Annotated in this window: 15 protein-coding genes; 4 read left to right on the top strand and 11 right to left on the bottom strand. The window is 60.2% G+C overall.

What is annotated here, in order from left to right; translation table 11 throughout:
• Window positions 1-5: 5 nt before the first annotated feature.
• Window positions 6-740, bottom strand: a complete 735-nt coding sequence (locus HZ994_17040) for a hypothetical protein (GenBank protein ID QTN33948.1) — start codon at window positions 738-740, stop codon at window positions 6-8.
• Between the two features lie 225 nt (window positions 741-965).
• On the opposite strand from HZ994_17040, the gene nusA reads away from it, so the two are divergent.
• From nusA to rbfA, 3 genes are all read left to right on the top strand, one after another.
• Window positions 966-2,309 (top strand): transcription termination/antitermination protein NusA, encoded by a 1,344-nt coding sequence (gene nusA, locus HZ994_17045; GenBank protein QTN33949.1) that lies wholly within the window; start codon window positions 966-968, stop codon window positions 2,307-2,309.
• 59 nt (window positions 2,310-2,368) lie between these two features.
• Window positions 2,369-4,495 carry a translation initiation factor IF-2 gene (infB, locus tag HZ994_17050; protein ID QTN33950.1) on the top strand — a complete coding sequence of 709 codons (2,127 nt, stop codon included), beginning with the start codon at window positions 2,369-2,371 and terminating at the stop codon, window positions 4,493-4,495.
• Between the two features lie 93 nt (window positions 4,496-4,588).
• Entirely contained in the window at window positions 4,589-4,951 is a 363-nt protein-coding gene (gene rbfA, locus HZ994_17055; GenBank protein QTN33951.1) for a 30S ribosome-binding factor RbfA, read from the top strand.
• Window positions 4,952-5,103: 152 nt separating this feature from the next.
• Here the strand turns inward: rbfA and HZ994_17060 are convergent, their stop codons facing one another.
• The 3 genes from HZ994_17060 to HZ994_17070 all read right to left on the bottom strand — a co-directional run bounded on the left by HZ994_17060 (window position 5,104) and on the right by HZ994_17070 (window position 12,639).
• On the bottom strand, window positions 5,104-5,835 hold the full coding sequence (locus HZ994_17060) for a type II secretion system protein (protein ID QTN33952.1): 732 nt from the start codon (window positions 5,833-5,835) through the stop codon (window positions 5,104-5,106).
• A 369-nt stretch (window positions 5,836-6,204) separates the two neighbouring features.
• Window positions 6,205-9,339, bottom strand: coding sequence for a HEAT repeat domain-containing protein (locus tag HZ994_17065; protein QTN33953.1), 3,135 nt, complete (start codon window positions 9,337-9,339; stop codon window positions 6,205-6,207).
• A gap of 360 nt (window positions 9,340-9,699) precedes the next feature.
• Window positions 9,700-12,639, bottom strand: coding sequence for a DEAD/DEAH box helicase family protein (locus HZ994_17070; protein ID QTN33954.1), 2,940 nt, complete (start codon window positions 12,637-12,639; stop codon window positions 9,700-9,702).
• 192 nt (window positions 12,640-12,831) lie between these two features.
• Between HZ994_17070 and HZ994_17075 the strand changes: the two genes are divergently transcribed.
• Window positions 12,832-13,623 carry a hypothetical protein gene (locus tag HZ994_17075; GenBank protein QTN33955.1) on the top strand — a complete coding sequence of 264 codons (792 nt, stop codon included), beginning with the start codon at window positions 12,832-12,834 and terminating at the stop codon, window positions 13,621-13,623.
• A gap of 10 nt (window positions 13,624-13,633) precedes the next feature.
• Here HZ994_17075 and HZ994_17080 read toward each other — a convergent pair whose 3' ends face one another.
• The 7 genes from HZ994_17080 to HZ994_17110 form a co-directional block, all read right to left on the bottom strand.
• Window positions 13,634-14,530, bottom strand: a complete 897-nt coding sequence (locus HZ994_17080) for a serine protease (protein QTN33956.1) — start codon at window positions 14,528-14,530, stop codon at window positions 13,634-13,636.
• 18 nt (window positions 14,531-14,548) lie between these two features.
• Window positions 14,549-14,935, bottom strand: coding sequence for a hypothetical protein (locus tag HZ994_17085; GenBank protein QTN33957.1), 387 nt, complete (start codon window positions 14,933-14,935; stop codon window positions 14,549-14,551).
• A 53-nt stretch (window positions 14,936-14,988) separates the two neighbouring features.
• Window positions 14,989-15,588: a sigma-70 family RNA polymerase sigma factor gene (locus tag HZ994_17090; protein QTN33958.1), complete on the bottom strand. Its 600-nt coding sequence runs from the start codon at window positions 15,586-15,588 to the stop codon at window positions 14,989-14,991.
• Window positions 15,589-16,097: 509 nt separating this feature from the next.
• Window positions 16,098-18,464, bottom strand: a complete 2,367-nt coding sequence (locus HZ994_17095; protein ID QTN33959.1) for a phenylalanine--tRNA ligase subunit beta — start codon at window positions 18,462-18,464, stop codon at window positions 16,098-16,100.
• A 63-nt stretch (window positions 18,465-18,527) separates the two neighbouring features.
• Window positions 18,528-18,917 carry a GxxExxY protein gene (locus tag HZ994_17100; GenBank protein ID QTN33960.1) on the bottom strand — a complete coding sequence of 130 codons (390 nt, stop codon included), beginning with the start codon at window positions 18,915-18,917 and terminating at the stop codon, window positions 18,528-18,530.
• Window positions 18,918-18,964: 47 nt separating this feature from the next.
• On the bottom strand, window positions 18,965-19,981 hold the full coding sequence (pheS, locus tag HZ994_17105; protein ID QTN33961.1) for a phenylalanine--tRNA ligase subunit alpha: 1,017 nt from the start codon (window positions 19,979-19,981) through the stop codon (window positions 18,965-18,967).
• A 149-nt stretch (window positions 19,982-20,130) separates the two neighbouring features.
• Window positions 20,131-22,521: a HEAT repeat domain-containing protein gene (locus HZ994_17110; GenBank protein ID QTN33962.1), complete on the bottom strand. Its 2,391-nt coding sequence runs from the start codon at window positions 22,519-22,521 to the stop codon at window positions 20,131-20,133.
• Between the last annotated feature and the right edge of the window lies 1 nt (window position 22,522).

The following is a 22,522-nucleotide window of genomic DNA, read 5'->3' on the forward strand; positions in this document are numbered from 1 at the left end:
AAGCCTCAGCTGGGTTTCGCCTCGTAGAGATCCGCGTGACCGGTGATCGCTTCCGGGGAGATATCGAACCAGTTGCTCCGCTCGATGCGCTCCTTGTCGTAGGGCGGGGTGAAGATATCCACGAGCTGGGTGACCTTCCGCGCTTGCAGGGTGTGGATGTTGCGGGCTTTGGCGGTGAGCGTGGAAATATCATTCTTGCGCAGGACTCCCTGACCGACACGTCTCAGGAGCTGGTGACCTTCGGAAATCTCAATGCCCCCCGGCTCGGCGGGATCATAGTTCGTGGTCTCGATCTCGCCGGCCGCGCACAGGATCATGCCTGTCATCCCGGGATGATCGTGGGGACGAATGATTTCCCCCTCGTCGAACTGAACGAGACAGAGCGAGAAATCAACCCGCTCCTCCAGGTATTTGAAATCCACTTTGCCGTGCTTCAGCCGCAGCGAGATCTGTTCCATCGCCATGGTGAGCGCCGGATCTTCCAAATGCAGCCGAGAGGCTAGGCTGGCGATGGATTTCACATAGCCGTCCTGATCCCATGAATCGAGGTGCTGCTTGTCGGCCTCCTTGCTGACAGCCTCCAGAAATGCCTCCCAATGCATCGCCCCATCCTCCGGCAAGCGCCCCCCGGCGGCATTCGCTCGGGTGGCGAGGGCGCACAGCGAGGGCAGGGCGGTGAGCACACCGAGGAAGCCTGGCAAGCTGAGGCTGAGGAACTCACGGCGGTCATATTCATCCATGGCGCAGCGACCTTGGCATATCTGCGGAGGCTCATCCAGTCCGGACTTTCGGCTTGCAAGGACATTTTTTCCGGGGTATCACCGCCCCAACGAACATACTCTATCAAACGGAGAGTGGGTCACAACCCACTCTTTTGCGTCTCAAGAACACTCATCCATCCGGAAAAACCCGCGAAACCGGTCAGAACCACCGCCAGCCCATTCCCGGAACACAGCCCGCCAACCATGACCAACGACATCGTCGCACTCATCGAATACTACGAGAAAGAAAAAGGCATTGATCGCGATAAGATCATTGCCGCGCTCGAATTTTCCTTCGTTTCCGCCTATCGGAAAATGGTTCCCGGCGCCGATGCGATCGAGACCCTGCGTGCGGATGTGGATACCAAGAAAGGCACCACCAAGATCTTCGCATCGCTCACGGTGGTGGCGGATGACGACCACCAGGACAAGTTTAACGAGGTGCCCGTGAGCCTCGCACAGAAAAAGGATCCGGCGGCGGAAATCGGCGGCACGCTTGAGTTCAACGTGACCCCGAAGGACTTCGGGCGCATCGCCGTGCAGACCGCGAAGCAGACGATGATGCAGCGCCTCCGCCAGGCGGAGAAAGAAATGATCTATGAGGAGTTCAAGGACAGGGCGGGGGATGTGGTCTCCGGCACCGTCCGCCGCTTCGAGCGCAACGATGTGATGATCGACCTCGGGAAATTCGAGGGCATCATGCCCAACAAGGAGCGCGTCCAGGGCGAGGACTACAACATCGGCGACCGCATCCGCTGCTACGTGCTGGCCGTGGAGAACGAGGGTCGTGGCCCGGAAATCATCCTTTCGCGCAGCCACCCGAACTTCGTCCGCCGCCTCTTCGAGGCGGAGGTGAACGAGATTTCGGACCACACCGTCGATATCCGCGCCATCGCCCGCGAGGCCGGCTTCCGCACCAAGGTCGCCGTCTGGAGCAACGATCCGAAGGTCGATCCCGTCGGAGCCTGCGTCGGCATGCGCGGCGCACGGGTCAAAAACATCGTCCGCGAGCTCAACAACGAGAAAGTCGATATCATCCGCTGGAGCGAGGATCCGGCCGAACTGGTGCGCGAGGCGCTCAAGCCCGCCGAGCTCATCACCATCACGGTCAACAAGGAAGAGAAGGTCGTACTCGTCACCGTCAGCGAGGATGACCTTTCCAAGGCCATCGGACGCAAGGGGCAGAACGCCCGCCTTTCCTCACGCCTCATGGGCTGGGATGTGCAGGTCCGCCGCGATGAGACCAAGGAGGAGCAGTTCCGCGACAAGATCGGCGGCGTCGCCCACTCCCTCGGCGAGCAGCTCGGCATCAGCGACGAGCTTGCGGAAAAACTCACCCTCATCGGCGGCGTCAGCGCCGAGATGATCGTCGATATGCCTGCGGAATTCCTGACCGATGCACTTGAGATCGACGAGGCCCAGGCCGAGTCCATCCTCAGCTGCGCCCGCGCCATCGCCGGCGGCGAAACGGAAGCAACGGCAAGCGCCGAGCCCGGGGAAACCGCCGGAGAAGAGGCGACCCAGGAAGCCGCCGCAACACAGGACTGAAGACCAACACCAACGATTGACACCCCAGATTGACTTTTACAAACACCTCACCTAGCCGGATGCCCAAGAAAAACGAAACATCATCGCAAGAACCTGAAGAGGTTCTCGATCTGCTTGATAAGAAGAAGCCGTCCCGGAGGCAGCGCCAGAAAATCGAGGCGGAGGCCGCAGCCGCACCCAGCAAACTGGAGAAGGCGAAGGCGAACGCGCTCGACCTCTTCGCGGAGGATGAGAAGCCGAAGGTTAGGAAAAAGGCTCCGGCGGGGAAAAATGTCATCGGCAGCATTTCCAAGGTGCTTGATAAGGAGAACATCGATCCGAACCTCGTTGTGGCAAAGGAAGTGGCTGCGGCACCAGCGGCGCCGGCAGCCAGTGAGGATACCGCTGCGGAGCAATCCGAAGATCCCAAGCTCATCATCATCAAGCCGCCCATCCTGGTGCCGGACCTCGCCGCACGCCTCGGGCTGAAGCCCTTCAACGTGATGGCTGACCTGATCAAGCTCGGGGTTTTCCCCGCGCCGAACCAACCGCTTGAGCCGGAGATCGCAGCGCAGGTCTGCGAAATCCACGGATTCACCTTCGAGCGCGAGAAGCGCGACAAGGACAAGGGATTCCACAAGGAGGAGGTGGTCATCACCGAGCCGGAGGCTCCGGAAGAGGAGCCGGAAGACCAGCTCAAGCCCCGCCCGCCCATCGTCACAATCATGGGCCACGTCGATCACGGCAAGACCTCCATCCTCGATTTCTACCGCAAGAGCAAGGTCGTCACCGGAGAGGCCGGTGGCATCACCCAGCACATCGGCGCCTATCAGGTGAACCACAACGGCACCGAGATCACCTTCCTGGACACCCCGGGTCACGCGATTTTCTCCGACATGCGGCAGCGCGGCGCGGCCATCACCGACATCGCCATCATCGTTGTCGCCGCAAACGACGGCATCATGCCGCAGACCCTTGAAGCCATCAAGCACGCCCAAAAAGCCGGCAAAACGATCATCGTCGCCATCAACAAGTGCGATCTTCAGGCGGCCAACGTGGAGCGGGTGAAAACCCAGCTTGCAGAAAACGGTCTCCAGACAACGGACTACGGCGGCGACACGGAATTCGCCTGCATCTCCGCCCTCAAGGGCCAGGGCATGGATGATCTCCTGGAACTCATCGTCCTCCAGGCCGAGGTTCTGGAACTCAAGGCCAACCCCAAGGCCACCACCCGTGCCGGTGTCATCGAGGCTCGCGTCGTCCCCGGTCGTGGCACCACCGCCACGGTGATCGTGGAATCCGGCACGCTCAAGGTCGGCACGCCCTTCATCTGCGGCCCGTTTTCGGGGAAAGTCCGCTCGCTCATCAACGACCTCGGCGAGAGCGTGAAATTCGCTCTCCCCGGGATGCCAGTGGAGGTCATCGGCTTCGAGGAGCTGCCCAACGTCGGCGACCACCTCACCGAGATGAAGACCGAGCGCGAGGCGAAGTCCCTGGCCAACGAGCGCCAGGAAGAACTCCGCCTCAAGCGCCTCGCCCCGCAGCACCGCTCCCGCATGGAAGACCTTTTCACGATGGTCAACGAAGGCGGCGGCAAGACCCAGCTCAAGATCATACTCAAGTGCGATGTGCAGGGCTCCGTCGAGGCCATCAGGAAAGCGATCCTCGCGATTGAGTCCGAGAAGGTCGATTGCCAGTTCATCACGGCAGCCGCAGGGCCGATCACCGAATCGGACATCGCCTTTGCAGGCTCCTCGGAGGCCATCATCATGGGCTTCAATGTCAAGGTGGAGGCGAAGGCTGTGAAAGCCGCCAAGGCGGCCGGGGTCGAGATCAAGCTCTACTCCATTGTCTATGAGCTCATCGACCAGGTGCGCGAGGCGATGCTCGGGCTGCTTGAGCCGCTCACCCGCGAGACGGTTATCGGCCATGCCGAATGCCGCCAGGTTTTCAAGGTCAACAAGGGCAAGGCAGCTGGATCTTTTGTCACCGATGGCAAGGTTCACCGCAAGGCCCACGCCCGCGTCATCCGCGGCGGCATCCCTGTTTTCGACGGCAAGATGTCCACGCTCCGCCGTTTCCATGAGGAGGTCGAGGAAGTCCGCACCAACTTCGAGTGCGGCATCCGCCTCGGCGATTTCAACGAATACCAGGAAGGCGACATCATCGAGTGCTACAAGCTCGAAAAAGTCGCGCAGGAACTCTAGGGGGGAAAGCTGAAATTCTGAAACGCTGGAAAGCGGAAATCAGAACACCCCTTACAGTTTCCGGATTATTGTTTTTCAGCAAATACCAAAAAAGTGAACCGACGTATCGACAGGGTCAACGAACTGCTCCGCCGGGAGATCTCCACGGTCATCCAGCATGATTACGAATGGCATGGGAAAATGGTCACCGTGAGCGCCGTGGAGGTGACGCAGGATCTCAAGGAGGGCAGGGTATGGGTCGGTGTGATCGGCGGATCGGCCGAACCGGTCATCGAAAAGCTCAACAAGGCCCACGGTGCGATCCAGAAGGCGGTGATGAAGCGGGTGGTGCTGAAATCGACACCGGTGCTGCGTTTCAAACTCGATGATTCCGCCGTGCGCGGCGTCGAGATCGTGAACCTGCTCGAGGAGGTGGACAAGCTGCCCAAGGCTCCGGAGCTTGTGGATGAGGAGTGATTCTCGCGTGAAGGGGCAAACGCAAGCCTGCCTTGAGGGGTGTTAGCGGAGGCCGGAAGGACGGATTTCGGAGAAGATTTCCGTCAGGCAATCCTCAGCCCTGCGGTCGGTATGGGGCAGGCCTGCGGTCGGCCATCGTGTGATCGTTCCCTTTATTGATCGCCCCTCCAGAAGGGATGCTTGTCCCCGCCGTTCTTATCAATGAGATCCATGTCCTGTTTGGAAATTGCCTCGACATGCCCGTCGTAGAACGCGACCAGTGCCTTGCCATCGTGGCGGTAGGCGATCTTGCCCTGCCCGTTGCTCGTTTCGGCGCCGGTGTAATTTTTCCGTCCACCGTATTTGACGCGCCAATCGAGGGCGGTGGCAAATGAGGCCGTCCTTCCGGGGTTCGTTAGCTGAGCCAGGCTGAATGATGATTCCCATGCGACATTGCTTCCCCAGGTTGAGTTGGAGGGGTCTTTTTCAAAGGCCCCGAAATTCCCTTGGATTTTATCCCAATTCACCGAGCGGAGCCTTTTTGCCCTCCGATCCAGCCTATCCTTGGGGAAACTGTCAGCTGCGACACTCTGATCGCTGGAATTGATATCGCCGGTGAGGTTGTCCAGGAAGTCTCGGTTGCGGTGCCATTGCTGGGTCAGCTTGCCTCCCTCGTCCTTTCCGGATGCGGCGACGAATTTCCCGTTGTGATCCGCCGCATAGCTAGCGCTCGCGAGCTGCAGCTGGTGTAAAGTCCCCATGGTGACTGCTTTGTCCGCAGCCGACTGGGCTTTCTTGTAGCCTATGAGCGCGAAGGCGCAGAGAACCGCGACGATGCTTATGACGATCAGAAGCTCGACAAGGGTGAAGCCTGCGTTTCTTGTTTTAGTTTTTTTGGGTTTCATATCAATATGCCAGGCGTCTTTTTCGCCATCTATTTGTATGCAAACCTTTGAATGATCGAGTCCGCTCAGTCAAGAGCATTTTCGGGGGAAATGATTTCCCATGGATGGAACCAGGCTTTTCCGGCGTGATTCCTGATGTTAGGCGTTTGCCAAGAGTCCTTGCCGGGACGGGTGGGGTTTGGGCTTGGGATTCTTACCGCTGTGCGGGAAGGCGACCGGCGGTTCCTGCCCGTGAAGGCCAATCCCTGCCCGTCCAGCCCCTTTCCGCTGCGGCCTGGGGCTCTTCGGTTACGGATAATAGGCGCTCCCCACGAACGGAGTGCACGGTCTGAGCGGCTTGCCTTCCTTTTTTGGATTGTGCATGCCCGCTCACTTCTCCAGCGGATGCTCCTTGAGAAGCTCTTCCATCTGGTAGAAACCCGTGACTCCCTTCGATGACTCGCGCACCTTGGCGACCTGTTCCGGCGTGATCGCGGAGGCCTTGTTGCCGAAGTGGTTGCGCGTGAATGTCAGGACATCGGCGATCTCCTTGTCGTTGAGCATTCCCCCGAAAGGTGTCATCGGCACCAGGCCGTCGTATTTCTTCCCGTTCAGCTCGAAGGGACCCATCACGCCATGAAGGGTGATCTTGATGAGTCGCTCCGGATCGCCGTGGACGAAAATGCTCTCGTGGAGTGGCGGGAAAGCGGGGTCGAGGCCTTTGCCGTCCTTCTGGTGGCAGGTGGCGCAGTGCGCATCGCGAAAATAGATTTCGTGGCCGGCGGCGAAGCTTTTCTTCTCGGCATCCGCAAGGTGGGCAGGGATGGGCGGCAAGGGGTTTTCCTCCACTTCCACCTCGGCCTTGCCTTTGAGCCTGGTGGCAGCGGCCTCGAGGGCAGACTTGGTCCAGCTGTCCGTGCCCTTCGCGGTGGCGGTTTCCACAACCTCCAGGGCTTCCGGTTTGTCATACCATGTGGCGGCTATGGCGGCCTCCAGCCTTACGCGGCCGTGCTCGTCTGCGGCGGCCTGCTTGAGCAGATCGAGCGCATCGGGGAAGCGGTCGAAATTATAGCGCAAGGTGCGAACGGCGGCGGAGCGGACACGGTGGTCGGGGGATTTCATGAGCTCCCTTGCCAGATCCGTATCAAGCGCGTTCATGCCCCATGTGACCCAGAGCGCTTCGAGGGTTTGGTGGACGGAGCGCGGGTCGGATTTTTCCAAGCCCGCCACCCATGCCTTGACCGCAGGGATCACCTCGGCCACGGGGTGCTCGCGCAGCTCGCGGCGGCTCCTGTAGCGGCTGCGGTATTCCGGAAGCTTGAGGTTTTCCAAAAGGGTGGCGATGGGTGCGCCATCCACTTCCGCAGGTTTCACGAGATCCCGCGAGGGATAGGTGATGCGGTAGATGCGGCCGTGCACGTGGTCGCGGAGGGGATCGCGGGCGTTGTGCTGCATGTGGCCGATGAGGACGTTGTGCCAATCGATGACATAAAGCGAGCCATCCGGAGCGAACTCGAAATCGCAGGGGCGGAAATTTCCGTCGGAGGATTGCAGCAGATCGTGGCGGAAGCCCGTCTTGTAGCCGGTGCCGTCGTCCGCGATGGAATGTTGCTTGATGCCGAGGAAACCGATGCAGTTCCCGATGAGTGCATCGCCCTGCACCTCATCGGGGAAATGGCGGGAAGAGACGAATTCAAGCCCGGAGGTCGGGCGGACTGCCTGGCCTTGCGGGACGAGGTTTGCGGTGCCGGGCGCTTTGGCTCCGTACGGAGGCTTTAGCGAAACCGGAAGCGCCCAGTTCCACGGCGGGCCGGAGGTGTGGATGAGGAAATCCTGTCCCCATTCGTCGAAGGCGAAGCCCCATGGGTTGGGGATGCTCATCTGGATGGTGCGCTCCAGCTTGGTTTTCTGCGGGCAGAAGCGGTAAAATCCTCCGTCCACCCCGCGCACCGGGCCGTAGGGGGTCTCGACGTTCGAGTGCAGGAAAACGCCCTCGCACATCATGAACGCGCCGGAGGGATCCGCCGCGTAGGCACCGATGGCATGGTGCGTGTCATGCGAATCGAAGCCGGTGAGGACGACCTCGCGGGAGTCCGCCTTGTCATCGCCGTCCGCATCCGCGAGGAAAACGAGGTGGGGCTCCTCGGAGACATAGACGCCGCCCGGTGCGAACTCGAAGCCGATGGGCAGGTGCAGGCCGTCGGCGAAAACGGTTTCCTTGTCGGCCTTGCCGTCGCCGTCGGTGTCCTCGTAGATGAGGAGCTTGTCGTTTGGCTTGGGATCGCCGGGGCGGTAGTGCGGGTAGGTCGGCATCACGGCAGCCCAGAGCCGCCCCTTGTTGTCGAAGGAGATCTGCATCGGGTTGGCGAGGTTGGGGAATTCCTTTTCTGAGGCGAAAAGCTCGACCTTGTAGCCCTCGGGGGTGGTCAGCGCTTTCTCCGCCTCGGCACCGTACTTGTATTCCGTGGTGCCGTTCTTGTTGCTTGGCTTGTAGTTCGTCTCCACCGGCGGCAGCTGATGGGTATTGGCATCGGCGGCGGCCACGTCGAGCTTGCCGCCGTTCACGACCGCCCAGATGTTCTGGTCCCGGATGACGGTCATCTGGCGGATTTTCTTGATCTCATCCGGGTAGTTGGCGGGGCCGAAGGGATTGTAGCGGCGGCCATCGACATGGACGCCGTTGAGCATGCGGTAGTCGTTGAACCAATACCAGTTCTTGTCTGCGATCGCCGCCATCACCTCGGCGGCGGCCGACTTGGATTTTGCGGGGGATGTTCCGAAAATCGAATCCACGAGCATGCCCGAGAGGATCTTGTAGCCTTCGTCGGTAGGTAGGAACCCGTTTCGCGTGAAAGGTTTTTCCGAGCTCGGGTAGAGGTCGTGGGTGGGCTTGTATACATCGACGAACTCCGTGCCTGTTGAGGCAGCCACTTCCGCCATCGCCTGGGTGTAGAGCGCGAGGTTTGCGTTTTCGGCTCGGCCGTCGGGGAGATCGCGCTTCGCGGAAAGGTTTTCGTAGGAGATGGGCGAGACGAGCACGAGGCGCGGAGCAGCCTTGCCATTGTATTTCTGAGCCGCCGTGTGCTTGATGAAGGCCTCCAGCTCTCCTTTGAAATTGGCTATTCCCGAGGGGCCGTCGAAGGACTCGTTGTATCCGAAGAAAGCGATGAGCGTGTCCGCCTTGAGCTCGGTGAGCCATTCGTCGGGGGTCGGGTGATGGCCCTGCCCTGCATGGATCTGGTGCTGGGGGTGGAACTTTTCCGCGCCGGGGAAGGCCCATTGGGATTTGCGCGAGGGGTGGGGGCGGAAGCCCGGGGTGTCGCCGGGGCGGCAGATGTTCCTGATGGTGAGGTTTTCCGCGGGATAAGCCATCTGGAGCCGCGCTTCAAGATAGGGGTGATCGACCATCCGCTCCCCGAGGCCATTGCCGAGAAGAACGATCGTTTCGCCCTTTGCCGGGGCTTTCGGTGCCGCCGATGCGGCGGAGAGGGTGAGCAGGGCGCAAAGGGGAAGTAGTCGTTTCATAAGTGATATTGCGGGAATCTAGATGGGGTTTCGGATGTGCATATCGGTTACGCATCCAGTCTGCTGCGTCGATCATAAAATCATGGCAAGCATTCCGAGGCCGGGGTGGCTGCAAGCCTGAAAATGGGGCAGTCGTCCTTCGCTGTCATCGTGGTATGGCGTCCTTTCTCTCGCCGCGCATCGCTTTCGGATCCGCCGCCTGGGTGACCGCTTTTTACAGGGCTGCGCAAGTCCATGCCACCGGATCCATGCTTCATGCCGAGGAATCGGGCGGCTGAGGGAAGAGGGGCTACCGTATTCCTGGCGGAAATCTTCAGAGAACGCGGCAAGCACTCCCGAAAATTCAAGCCCCTGGCGTATTCAATCCATGAGCAGGCGCTCCAGTTCTGCGGCAGACCATGCGGGGGCATCGCCAGCGGTGGTTCCTGATTCGTCGAGAGAATCGGCGAGGGCTTTCTTGGTGGATTGGAGTTGGATGACCTTTTCCTCCACTGTTCCGCGGGTGAGGAGCCGGAAAACCGTGACCGGCTTGGTCTGGCCGATGCGGTGGGCGCGGTCTGTGGCCTGCGCCTCGGCGGCGGGGTTCCACCACGGGTCGAAGTGGATGACGACATCGGCGGCGGTAAGGTTCAACCCGTAGCCGCCCGCCTTCAGGGAGATCAGGAAAACCGGCGGTCCTGAATCTGACTGGAAGCGATCGACGAGTTCCTGACGGCTGCGGGTTTTCCCATCGAGGCGCAGGGAGGTGATGCCGGTTGTGGTGAGGGCGGATTCGATTTCCAGGAGCTGTTTCTGGAATTGGGAGAAAACGAGGAGCTTGCTGCCGGATGCGATGGATTGCTCCGCGATTTCCAACAGCCGTTCCAATTTCGCGGAGCGGCGGGGGATGGGGAGCAAGCGTAGTTTTTCAGGGTCGAGCAGGGCGAGATCGCAGCAGGTCTGGCGGAGGCGCAGCAGGGTGGTGAGAGTCTGCATTCGGGCGGCTCCTTCCTGGCCGGAATCGCGGATTTCCTCGATGCGCTTGCGGCCTGCTGCGAGGAGATCCCGGTAGGTGGCGGTCTGATCCTTGGAAAGTGTGCAGAATTCGTCGATGGCGATCTTGGAAGGAAGCTCCGGGGCAACCTCGGACTTCGTCCGGCGTAGGACGAAGGGCGAGGTTTTCAGCCGCAGCAGGGCGGCGGCGCGCGGGGCGGTCTCCGGTGTGGTGAGCGGTGACTCGTAGCGCTCCTTGAAATGGCTGCGGGTGCCGAGCCAGCCCGGCTGGATGAAGCGGAAGATGGCCCAAAGGTCGCGTGCGGTGTTCTCGACCGGGGTGCCGGTGAGGGCGATGCGGCGGGTGGCGTTCAGTTTGGCGACGGCCTTGGAGTGGTCGGTATCCGGGTTGCGGATCAGGGAGGCCTCGTCGATGACCGCGACGGAATACTCCTGTTTCAGGTGCCAGGCGAGATCGCGGGCGAGGGTGCCGTAGGTGGTGAGGATGACATCGTCCGGGCGGATTTTTTCACGCAGTCTGTCGCGGCCTGTTCCGTGGAGTGTGACCACATTCCGGGCGGGTGCGAAGCGACGGAACTCCGCCTGCCAGTTCCCGAGCAAGGATGTTGTTACGACGACGAGGGCGGGTGAGGGCTGTGAACAAGCTGTGAACAAGTGCTCGATGCAGGCAATGGTTTGAAGCGTTTTCCCGAGGCCCATGTCATCCGCGAGCAAGGCTCCATGATAACGGTTCAAACGGTCGATCAACCAACTGAATCCATCCGCTTGGTAAGGGCGGAGGGCGGCGGTAATTGCCTTCGGGATCTGAGCATGTTGATAAGCTCCTAAGCTACTAGGAATAATATCTTTCTGCAAATTATTACGGATATTCCGTATGATTTCGGCTGAGGCGTTTCTGGCTATGTAGCGGGCGTTTTCCTGGTGGATCTCGAGGTCTTCGAAGATCGGGTCGATGAGATTTTCGATATCATCGGAAAGAATGACTTGCCTGGCTGAGGAGGTTCCCTTGGAGCGCAGCAGGCGACGGATTTCGGCTGCCGGGATAACTTTCCCATCATTCGTTTCATACGAAAGATTAAAATCCAGCCAATCGTCGCCGGACGAGATGATGACGATTTTCGGGGAGACGAAGAGATAGGATGACGCGAGGTTCCGGATGTTGGGAGCGAGTTCGGTTTTCCAGGATAGGGGGAAGTTCCTGAGGCTTGCGGTTAGGAAATCGCGGATGGAATCGGGGTCTGAGGCATCGAATATGCCGTCGGCGAGTGGGGGTGTGGATTTTGCGGATGCCTCCGCCTTTGGGTTGCGGGTGATGACGGTGTTGCCTTCGAGGCGCGGCAGTGGGGCGCTGCCGTAGGAGAAGGTGAGTGCGGCGGTGATCTTGGAGGAAGAGCCGGTGACGGTGAGTAGGAAGTCCGGGATTGCAGGGATGAAAAGGAGTGATTCGAACCAGCTGGATGCGGTGAAGTCGATGTGGGATTGGAGAACTGGTAGATCTCCGAGGAACCGGTCCAGTGGGATCTCGGCGGGTGTCCCTTCGGCGAGGGAGGCCAGCAGCGGATGGGGCTGGGGGCAATTGATTCTTGAAACGCCTGTTGGGGAGATCTTCCAGAGGGATTTCCCGATACGGACAATCTCCTGGATGGCGGGTGTGAGGCTTACGGTTTCGCCTTCCAGCGCGCAGTCATGCAGGATTATCTGCGCACCTGATTCGATGGAGATTTCGCCGGAATCGGCGCTTGCGGCAGGGTGATCCTCGATGCAGTCCAGGAAACCGGGCAGGGTTGCGGCTGAAAGGGCAAGCTGGATGGGGGGACGTGATACCACCTTTTGGGTTAGCAGCCAGGCGGTAAGACGGTCATCGGCCTCTGTCGGCGGGTTGTCCGAATGGGATAGCGATGCGGAAAGCCTGCCAGCCCGGACATGCTCCCGCCACGGCCCGTTAAGGCGGATCCGCCATGAGATGGCGGGCATAGGGTTTGCTGCGGTGGTTTTTTCCTGTTTTGGAGGGGGGCTGGCCTGCTGTGCGGGAGCATTGAGCAGGTGCAGGCCTGCGGCGATGGCATGAGGGCAGAATTTTCCCTCGCGCTGGCTTGCAGGGCAGGGGCATTTTGCATCGAGCCAGGTGGGGGTGCGGGCGGCGACGCTTGTGCGGTAGATCCGGGCGCCGACCTTGACCTCGCCGCGCCAGCCATCCCCGGTTTTCTCAGAGGAGACAACGGCACCGGCGCTGAGCAGCGATTGGGCCTCCTTGAAATCCTGCCACGCTGCGGCTTTGCGGAGAGAGGCTTCGTCGAAGGATGGCATGGGCGGAGAATGGGCGAGACCTGTGATTTTTCAATCGAAACGGCAGGAAGGGGAAACCGCATCCTCTCGAGTTTTTTCAGGATGCGGCGAAGCTGTCGTTAGTCGTTGCTTGCGTTTCGTGCTGCATGCGGGAAGGATTTGCCTGTGGAAAGGGAAAAAAAGCCGTGGTGGCTGTATCTGAATTTGCTGGGCATGGACGCACCGCTCATCGCGGTCATGTGGCTGTTCCTTTTCGCCCGGACGTGGCGGGTGAATTACCATCCATGGGAGGCGTATGTTGCGCTTGGGCTGGTGGTGTGGACGATCAGGATCGCAGCGAAACTCCTCTCTGCGGCGATGCAATCGGAAGCATCCTCTTTTTCCATGATGCACCGCGTCCCGCTGCGGAGGATGGCCGTATTGGCCGGTGTCTGTGCCCTGGTGCTGACGGTCATGAATTTCCCATTGTCCGTCTACAACTACCTGTTGGTCGGTGCGGTCTTCGTCTTGGGATACTTCGCCGTCTCTTTCTTTTCCTCCCGGGATGAAAATGAGATCTCGTATGCGCGCCATGCCCTGGGCGGGGTGGCCTTTGCCTATGGCACGGCGCTTGCGGCGCACGCCTACCTCCCCGGGCTGGGCATCCGGGAGCTGCTCTTTTCCCGCGAGTTCATCTGCTTTTCCGTGCTATGCCTGCTTGCCTCTTCGGCGATGGAGCTGTGGGAACGCTCCGCCAGGACAGGTGATGCTGAGCCGAACTCTGCGGACGAGCTGGCGCTCACCTTGCCGCTGACCTTGCTGGGTGCCGCAGCCCTTGTGTTCGCGGTGCAGGATGATTCGATGATGGCGCGTCCGTTTTTCTACGGGATACTCACCGGTGCGGCCCTGCTCCAGGTGCTCAACAGGACAAGGTCGCGCTTCGGGCGGGTTGAGCTCAAGGTGATGGCCGCGCTTTGCCTGCTTGCACCCGGAATGATTTTCCAAACCTACCCGGTGGCGAGATGAGTGTCCGGAATCAGTTCCCGGGCTTCTGGACGGTGGGTGTGAGAGTGGAGGTCAGGCGTTTTTCGCCGCGCATGACCTCTATGACGGTGGCCTCTCCGGGGACTGCGTAGAACAGGGCGTTCACCGCATCCGGGTATCGCTCCGTCGGGTAGGAGCCGGCCCTGACAAGGATGTCGTTTTCGCGGAGATTCGCCTTGGCGGCGGGGGAGTCCGGCCAGATGCGGGTGATGCGTGGGATGGCGGAACCGGTGCTAAGGGAAATCCCCATCCAGCCGCGCACGAGTTTCCGGTGTTTCACGATATCGTGCTGCACGCGGTGTACGGCTTGTGCGGGGATGGCGTAGGCTGAGCGCCCGGACGAGGGTTGAAGGATCAGGCCGATGATCTCACCCTTGCCATCCACAAGCGGCGTCCCGGAGGGCGGCATACTGCCTTGGAATGAGATATCCAGCAGACCCAGGGGGAGCACCTTGTCTCCCACCTGTGTGACCCATTTCTCAAAACGGCAGTCCAACGCACCCGAGGGAGTGATGGCACGCAGCGCTTCTGAGCCGCCTTTCCCGTAGGACTTGGCCCAGGTGTCCGCCTTGCCGGCAACGGGATTGGCAAAGAAGCAGAGCCGTGTGACCCTGTCCTGCCCGGCAATCCCTGCGGTGCCGGACTGGCCTCCCGATTTCCACTCGGCTGCTGAGATTTCACCCGTCCCGGTATGGACGGATACGATGAGGCGGCCTCCGGGAGCGGCGACTGCGATGCCCTCCAAGGCGGAGGGTAGGAATTTCATGCGGTAGCAATGAGGCTCAGCAGCGCTTTCCGAGATGCCAGATAGGAAAACCAGGGATGCGAGCCCGAGCAAGGGCAACGAGCGAGAGGTGACCGGCCGGGAGGGGCGGTTGTGGGGGGGCATGATGGGATCCGGAGAGGATTAGAACACCTGTTCGCCGGCATTTCCCGCAGAAGTGGGGCCGAAATCCAACTGTTCCAACTGCTCCAGCGAGGGAGCGGGGACAATCTGGTGTTTCACCGGAGCGCTTGGCACCGTGTTCATCTCGGCACCACGTGGGACGAGGAAGAATGCGATGGCAGCCGTGGCGTAGGCGAGGCCTGCACCGTAAGCCCATCTTGAGGGGCTTACCTCGGAGAACCATGAGCGGACGCGCTCCACAAATGCGGAAGGGGCGGACATCGCCGCTGCTTCCATGCGCTGGTTATGGTGGAATTCCCTGAGGAAATCCTGCCAGTAACCTTCCTCAGGACGCAGATCGCTGCGCTGCGAGAGGAGATTGCTGATTTGTTCGACCGAAGGCTTCATGGCGGTTGATGGTTAAGATTTACAAAATATCAGCGCCGCTTGCAAGGACTTTTTTAAAATCTTTCCTCCCAGGTTTCCTGGAGGGCGGATTGAAGTTGCAGGTGCGCATAGTGGAGTCTGGAGCGAATAGTCCCTTCCGAAGTGTCCAACACCGCAGCGATTTCCTTGTGGGACATGCCTTGGATGTCGAACAGCGTCACGACCATTCTGTGGGATTCAGACAGCGTCATCATCGCTTCGTTCAATTTTTTCTGGAGTTCGTTGATGCTGGACTGCCGCTCGGGATTGGCATCGTTGGTGGAATCTATCAGCGCGGGATCTTGGTGGATGGCGGATTCCATCTCGTTGATGCTGCTGGTGGCGCGGTTCTTGCGCTTCTTGAGGAAGTTCAGTGTGCGGTTCGTGGCGATCTGATAGATCCAGGTGTAGAAGGTGGAGTTGCCCTTGAACTTGGGGAGTGACTGGTAGGCCTTCGCGAAAATTTCCTGGAGGAGATCGTGGGTGTCTTCCTTGTGGGAAGTCATGGAATAGACCAAGCCGAACAGCTTGTCGCCATACTTTAGGATCAAGGCATCGAAAGCCCGCGTATCGCCATCCTTGGCACGGGAAACGAGGTCTTGGTCAGGGTCGGGGGGACGGGACTGACGGAACATGTGGGGTGATGCGGGTGAGCAGTTGAGCCAGTTTGCACAATGAAAGGGATGTGGAAACCCTAATATCCGCAGGTATCGCGGAAATTCCAGGAGGTGAGATGCCGATGGCGGGATATTCAGCGGAGGCCGATGCGCACTGGGTTTCCCAAAGAGTCCAGCACTTGCGAGGAAAGGCGACAGGTCGCTGTTTCCGCAGGCCCAGCAGGGCTGGTGAAGCGCACGCTGGCGGTGACGTTCAGAGTGTCCCGCGTGGTGCCCGGGCTGATGCTGTTCGGATCTGAATCAATCAGGTAATGCGGTGTGGATGCCGTGCCGGACGGTGCGCTGGTAAAGGAATCAATGGTCGCCGTGATCTGCGCGGATGTTGTTAGCGCGATGCATAAGCATATGATCAAACATCTCACCACGGGGTTGTGTGTATGGCATGATGCTGATTTTCCACAAATCAAGTTCAACATATCCCAAGCTAGAAAGCCGTGGAAATGGGTGTCAATCCGGATTTTCTTTCGCTATCGGAACTTCAATCCTTCCAGTTTTCCAATGGCATCCAGGATGGTCTTGTGTGCGGCATCGATTTCCGGGGTCTTCAGTGTGCGCTCAGGGGCACGGTAGTGGAAACGATAGGCGATGGATTTGCGGTCGGCGGCGATTTTTTCACCGGAGGGATCCGTGAAAATGGTGACGCATTCGTAGGAGGCCAGGAGGGGTTCTGCGGTTTTTTCCAAGATGGACTCGATGGATGCATTGGGGGTGGCGATGGGGAGTTCCAGGGCTGCATCGCGGGAGGAGCCGGGGAATTGCGGTAGATCGGAGACTTGGAAGCTGCGTGAGACGAGCTTGCGGAGCTTTCCGAGATCCAGCTCTGCGACGAAGACCGGGTGATCGAGGTCCAGCTCACGTTCGCGTGAGGGTAGGAGGCGGGCGAACACGCCGATGGTCTGGTCACCGGCCTTGATCTCCGCGGCGAGTGCGAAGTTTTCACGATCCTTGGGTTTGAGGGAAATGGGGTGGCCGGGAAGGAGGGCTGAGAGGATGGCCTTGGCATCGTAGGAATCCGCCGCTTGTTCTTTTTTTGCCCACGAGGGCGGAGTGGTGGGGCCGGAAATGAGGATGGCGAGCGTGTCGCTTTCCTGATCTTTGGCCTTGCCGCCGCCTGCGTTCCGGAATGCGCGGCCCATCTCGAAGAGGCGGAGGGACTTGGCCTGCTGGCGGGCGTTGCGGGCGGCAGATGCGACCAAACCGGGTACGAGGCTGGGGCGCATGATCGCGTGATCCTCGCTGAGGGGAGATTTCACGCGGATGAGATCGCCGTCCTGGAGGGGGCGGAGGGGGAGGATGTCGGTGAGCTGGTTTTCGGAAATGAGCTTGATGGTCTGGCACTCGTAGAGGCCGAGCGCGGCCATGCGGCGGCGCAGTATCATGTCTGCATCGTAGGCGGCATCCGTCTCGCTGATCGGCACGAAGGTTCCGAGGAGGCGGGAGGGAACGTTTGCGAGGCCGTGAACCCGGGTGATTTCCTCCGCGAGATCGATGTGGCGGGAGAGATCCTGGCGGAAGGATGGGATGGCCCATTTTCCTTCGGGGAGTTTTGTTAGGCCTAGGCGGGTTAGGATTTCCTCGGCGGCTTCGGTGGTGGTGGAGTTGCCGAGGAGGTGATGGAGGCGGGGAAGATCGAGAGAGACGGGAGAGGGGAGAGGGGGGAGATTTCCTGCGGTTTGGATTTCGGCTGCGTTCGCGGCGATGAGTTTGATCGCGAAAGCCGCTGCGGGCAACACGCCTGCCGGATCGATTCCGCGCTCGTAGCGGTAGGATGAGTCGGAGGAAAGGGCGGTGCGGCGTGAGGTGCGGCGTATGCCGGATGGAGTGAAGTACGCCGACTCTAGTAGGATAGTGGTTGTGCTTTCCGTGACTCCGCTGTCGAGGCCGCCCATGACGCCGGCGAGGGCGAGGGCTGCGCCTGATTGGTCGGAGATGAGAAGATCTTCCGGTGTGAGGGTGTGTACGGATTCATCGAGGGCGGTGAATTGCTCGCCATCGTTAGCCTGACGGATGACGAGTGGGAGGCAGACCTTTGCGGCATCGAAGGCGTGGAGCGGTTGGCCGGTCTCGTGGAGGATGAAGTTGGTGATATCGACGATGTTGTTGATGGGGCGCAGGCCGATGGAGGTGAGGCGTTCCTTGAGCCAGGCGGGGGATTCTCCGACGCTTATCCCATCGATGCGGGTGGCGGTGTAGAACGGGCAGGAATCCGGGGCTTCGAGTTTTATGAAATCTTCCTTCGCCGGGGCGCTGTTTGCCTCTGCTGATTTTGCTGAGATAAGAGGTGTTTTGAGGAGTGTTGCCAACTCGCGAGCCATGCCTGCATGGGAGAGCAGGTCTGGGCGGTTCGGGGTGACCTCGAGTTCTAACAGGACGTCGGAATCGAAGAGGGTTTTCACCGGGACACCGATGGGGGAGTCATCGGGGAGGATGAGGAGGCCGTCCTCGCCTTTGGGGAGGCCGATTTCCTCCGCTGCGGCGAGCATACCTTTGGACTCGACGCCGCGCATCTTGGTTTCGCCGATGACAAAACCGCCGAGGTCGGCTCCGGGGAGGCAGCAGGGAACCTTGTCGCCGACCTTGTAGTTTTTCGCGCCGCAGACGATCTGGCGGAGTTGGCCTTCGCCGGCATCGACCTGGGTGACCTTGAGTTTATCTGCATCCGGGTGCTGGACGGCCTCCATGATCTGGGCTACGACAATTTTCTCCGAGGATATGCCCTTGGTGACGATGCCCTCCACCTCGACGCCGGCGAAGGTGAAGAGGTCGGAGATTTCGGCGATGGATTTGCCGGAAAGGTCGAGGTGGGTGGAGAGCCAGTTTAGGGAGATATTCATGGTGATGGAGAGATTTGAACCGCCAAGACGCCAAGTGCGCCAAGGAAGAAAAGGGTTTTGCAACTAGGATTCCTTGAAGTTGTTGGCGATGCGCTTGATGCCGTTTTTGATTAGGACGGTGTTGAAGTTGATGAGAAAACCGAGGGTTTTTTCTGATAGCCTCAGGTAGGTCATCAGTTGGGCGTGGTGGATGGGTAGAATCTGCTCCACTGCTTTAAGTTCGATAATGATGGAGTCATTTACGAGGAGATCGAGGCGGTATCCTATGTCGATGAAAGTGTCGTCGTAGTGAACGGGTTGAGGAATCTGGCGATCCACTTTGAGTCCGCGTTTTTTCAGCTCATGAGCTAGGCAAGCTTCATAGGCACTCTCAAGTAATCCGGGTCCTAGTTTGGTGTGAACCTTGAAAGCACAGTCAACGATCACGGATGCAATCTCATCAATCGTATTCATAGGATTAGAAACTTGGCGAACTTGGCGTCTTGGCGGTTCGAAATTCTTCAGGCGAACTGCGAGAGGAAGCGGATGTCGTTTTCTATCAGGAGGCGGATGTCCTTGATGCCCCAGCGGATCATGGCGAGGCGGTCCAGACCCATGCCGAAGGCGTAGCCGGTTAGGGTTGCGGGGTTGAGGGCTTTGTCCTTGCGGGTGGCGTTGATGGCTTCGAAGACGGCGGGATCGACCATGCCGCAGCCGGCGACCTCGATCCAGCGGGCGGGCTGGCCTTTGACCTGGAGTTTCACGTCGATCTCGAAGGACGGCTCGGTGAAGGGGAAGAAGTGGGGGCGGAAGCGGACTTCGGTGGTGGTGCCGAACATTTCCCGGAAGAAATATTCGAGGGTGCCTTTGAGGTCGGGGAGAGTGACATCGGTATCGACGTAGAGGCCTTCGAGCTGGTTGAAAACGGAGAGGTGTGTCGCATCGATTTCATCGCGGCGGTAGGCGGAGCCGGGGGCGATGATGCGGATGGGCGGGGTGGCGGTCTCCATGGTGCGCACCTGGACGCTGGAGGTGTGGGTGCGGAGTAGTTTTCCGGAATCGAAATAGAAGGTGTCCTTTTCGTTGCGAGCCGGGTGGTCGGCGGGGGTGTTGAGCGCGTCGAAGCAATGGAACTCGTCCTCGATCTCCGGGCCATCGGCGAGGGCGAAGCCCATGCGCCGGAGGATCTGGATCGCCTCGTCGCGGATCTGTGTGAGGGGATGGAGGGCACCGGTGGGGAGGGCGCGGGCGGGGAGGGTGATGTCGGTGCCGGACAGGGCGGCGCTGTCTGCGATGGACTGCAGGACGGATTGCTTGTCGTCGAGGGCGGTGGTGATGGCGGTGCGCGCGGCGTTGAGGGACTGGCCGAAGGCGGCTTTTTCCTCGTTGGGGATGTCCTTGATGAGGGTGCCGGCCAGGGAGAGTGAGCCTTTTTTTCCGAGGACGGCAACGCGGGCGTCCTCAAGGCTGCGCGGATCGCTTGCGGCGGCGATGAGTTCTAGGGCTTGTGTCTGGATGGAGGCGATCTGCTCGTTCATGGGAGGCGCACTGGATAGCGGAGCAGGCGGCGCGGGGCAAGGGTTTGATTCGGGCTGGGGGATGTGGCCGTTCCATCGGTTCCCTGGCAGCGCATTTCGCTGAGGCGGGTTCTTGTGGGGAGAACCGCGCCGTGCTGGAAACGATAGTATCAATCCTTGATGCTGCGCATTTCCACAGTGGCAGTTTCCTTTTCGAGCTTGGCGATGATTTTACCGATCCGGTCGATATGGGCTTGCATGCCTTTGGCCTCGCCGTGCGAAGCGAGATCTTTCTCGAGTTGTTTCAGGCGCGGGATGAGCGGTTTTGCGGCGGCACCGTAGGCTTCGATGCTGTTCAGGCAGCCCTTGATCCTGTCCTGCTTGCCCCAGTTTTGGATATCCATGACGTCGATGCAGAGCGGGAGCCCCTCCCGGATGCGGTGCTTGGCGAGGATGGCGACGCCTGCGAGGCGGACTTGACCGGCGAACATGATGCCGCTTGGTGCGGGCTTGACGATGGCTTCATAAATGGCGGGGAGGAGGGGTTTGATTTCCTCGTAGCTGAGTTTTCCGTAGATGCCAGAAACGGTGCCACGGGCGCGACCGTCCTCGTTGCGGAGGCCTGCGGCGACGGCCTGACGGAGGAGATCCTTGTCCACGGATGCGATGTCTGCGCGCCTGAGCATTTCCCCGAAGACGGTGAAGCTGAGGTAGCGCTGTTCCATGGCGCGCGGATCTTCCTTGGTGGGACCCTTGGCGATCATGGTGAGCAGTTCCGGGAGGGCGACCATGGCTGGCTCGCCGATCTTGGCCAGCGCTTCCGCCGCCTTGATGCGTAACCATAGGTCTTCGTCCTTAAGGCACTCGCGCAGCGCGGGGACGGCGGGTGCTGATGCGCCGCCGAGCTTGGCAAGCGCATCGCAGGCGCCGTAGCGGGTTTCGGTTTGCTTGGCATTGAGCATTTTCACGAGGGCATCGACGGGCGGCGGGTTGCCCTTGCGGCGGGCGAGCGCCATGGCGGCGCGGTCGCGGACTACGGGAGACCAGCTGGAGAGGCTTTCGAAAAGCTGGTCGCCGCTGAGGGAGTCGTAGGCTTCGTTGCGGTTTTTGTTAGACCAGCCGCGTCCGTCCAGGACGATGGCCTGTGCCTCTGCGGCATTGAGCTGTGGGGCTACGCCGGTTTTTTTCCCGGTGAGCATGATTTTCTTGAGAGGCATGGCGTAGGCGAGCAGGTAGGAACCGGTGGCGTCCCAGTTCCGGGTGCTGTCTGGTTTCATCTGCGGCGGGCCCTGGTGGGTGAAGGTGCCGTCCCAGCGGCGGGCGAAATCGAAAGACCATGCGCCGAACTCCTTCATCCATGCGCCGGTGGCGTGGGGGCCGGACTGGACGACGCCGGGGACGGCCCAGGTCATGTTCCAGAAATTTCCGGTGTGGCCGGTGTCGCGCTCGTTGCCGTGGGTGGCGAGGGACATGCGGGAGAAATACTCCGCACCTTCCTTGTCGCCGAGGAGGTTGAAAAGGACGGCGGCCATGCCGTTCTTGCCGTTGTCATCGTGAGTCTGGATCCATGGGGAGTGGTCGCCGTAGGGGATGGATCCCTTGCCTATGTAGAAATGTAGCAGCCTGATGCTGCGCTCGATGGCCATCGAGATCTCCGGGTCTTTTACTCCGGCCTCGCGGGAGAGGACAAGCGATGTGGTGAGCGGGACGCCAGGTGCGTTCATCATGCCGTAACCGACGAGGCGACCGTCATCGCCTGCGAATTTGTGGCCCCATGAGCCGACGATGCTTTGGCCGTTTGCGGCGGAAAGTGCGAGCCTGCGGAGGCCGGGCATGACGGAATCGTCACCGGTGGCCATGTGGTATTCCGCGAGGAGTGCGATGACGTATCCGTAATACCATGTGGCCATGCTATCGGCGGAGTAGCCGGAAGCCCACTGTGCTTCCCTTTTCACGAGGGGGAGATATGCGGGATCGCCGCTGGCGAGGAGGGCGAGGGCGTTAAGTGAGCGGGTGATGGGGCTTTGCTTTTCGTATCCGGGTTGTGCGGCGCGCTTCGCGAGTGCGGCACAGCCTTGTTTCAGGATGAGGGCGGATTTCGGGCAATCGAAGGGTGCGGTGGCGGAGTATGCGCCGAGGACGGGGAGCTTGAGGGAGATGTTTTGCTCCTTGCCCGCCTTCCAGATGATGAGGGACAGCTCTCCGGTTTTTTCCTCGGCGGCGGTGAGTGCCTTTCCGAACTCTGTGCGTGGATCGTAGGAAAACTTTTTCCCGGCAACCCCGAGGATGACATCGCCGACGGCGAGGACGCCGTCCGCCGGGGAGCCCTTGTCCACCGTGGTGATGTAGATTTGGCGGGCATCGGAGGTTTCGAGTTTGTCGCTGTAGATCCAGCCGCGCATGCCGGTGGCTCCAAGGGTCCAGTCGTGGTTGGCTCCCTCTGGGATGGGGTCGCCCTTGGTGAAGTCCGGTTTTGACATCGTGCCCTTGGGCGCTGCGTGGCAGGGCAGGACGGACGCTAGGCTGAGTATGGCGATCGGTATCCGGAAAATGTGTTTCATG

The organism is Akkermansiaceae bacterium (assembly GCA_017798145.1).
GTDB lineage: Bacteria > Verrucomicrobiota > Verrucomicrobiia > Verrucomicrobiales > Akkermansiaceae > Luteolibacter.

Bases quoted from the DNA above. Each gene is read 5' to 3' on its own strand.
- HZ994_17040 (QTN33948.1), bottom strand. From the start codon at position 740: ATGGATGAATATGACCGCCGTGAGTTCCTCAGCCTCAGCTTGCCAGGC.
- nusA (QTN33949.1), top strand. From the start codon at position 966: ATGACCAACGACATCGTCGCACTCATCGAATACTACGAGAAAGAAAAA.
- infB (QTN33950.1), top strand. From the start codon at position 2,369: ATGCCCAAGAAAAACGAAACATCATCGCAAGAACCTGAAGAGGTTCTC.
- HZ994_17060 (QTN33952.1), bottom strand. From the start codon at position 5,835: ATGAAACCCAAAAAAACTAAAACAAGAAACGCAGGCTTCACCCTTGTC.
- HZ994_17065 (QTN33953.1), bottom strand. From the start codon at position 9,339: ATGAAACGACTACTTCCCCTTTGCGCCCTGCTCACCCTCTCCGCCGCA.
- HZ994_17070 (QTN33954.1), bottom strand. From the start codon at position 12,639: ATGCCATCCTTCGACGAAGCCTCTCTCCGCAAAGCCGCAGCGTGGCAG.
- HZ994_17075 (QTN33955.1), top strand. From the start codon at position 12,832: ATGGACGCACCGCTCATCGCGGTCATGTGGCTGTTCCTTTTCGCCCGG.
- HZ994_17080 (QTN33956.1), bottom strand. From the start codon at position 14,530: ATGCCCCCCCACAACCGCCCCTCCCGGCCGGTCACCTCTCGCTCGTTG.
- HZ994_17085 (QTN33957.1), bottom strand. From the start codon at position 14,935: ATGAAGCCTTCGGTCGAACAAATCAGCAATCTCCTCTCGCAGCGCAGC.
- HZ994_17090 (QTN33958.1), bottom strand. From the start codon at position 15,588: ATGTTCCGTCAGTCCCGTCCCCCCGACCCTGACCAAGACCTCGTTTCC.
- HZ994_17095 (QTN33959.1), bottom strand. From the start codon at position 18,464: ATGAATATCTCCCTAAACTGGCTCTCCACCCACCTCGACCTTTCCGGC.
- HZ994_17100 (QTN33960.1), bottom strand. From the start codon at position 18,917: ATGAATACGATTGATGAGATTGCATCCGTGATCGTTGACTGTGCTTTC.
- pheS (QTN33961.1), bottom strand. From the start codon at position 19,981: ATGAACGAGCAGATCGCCTCCATCCAGACACAAGCCCTAGAACTCATC.
- HZ994_17110 (QTN33962.1), bottom strand. From the start codon at position 22,521: ATGAAACACATTTTCCGGATACCGATCGCCATACTCAGCCTAGCGTCC.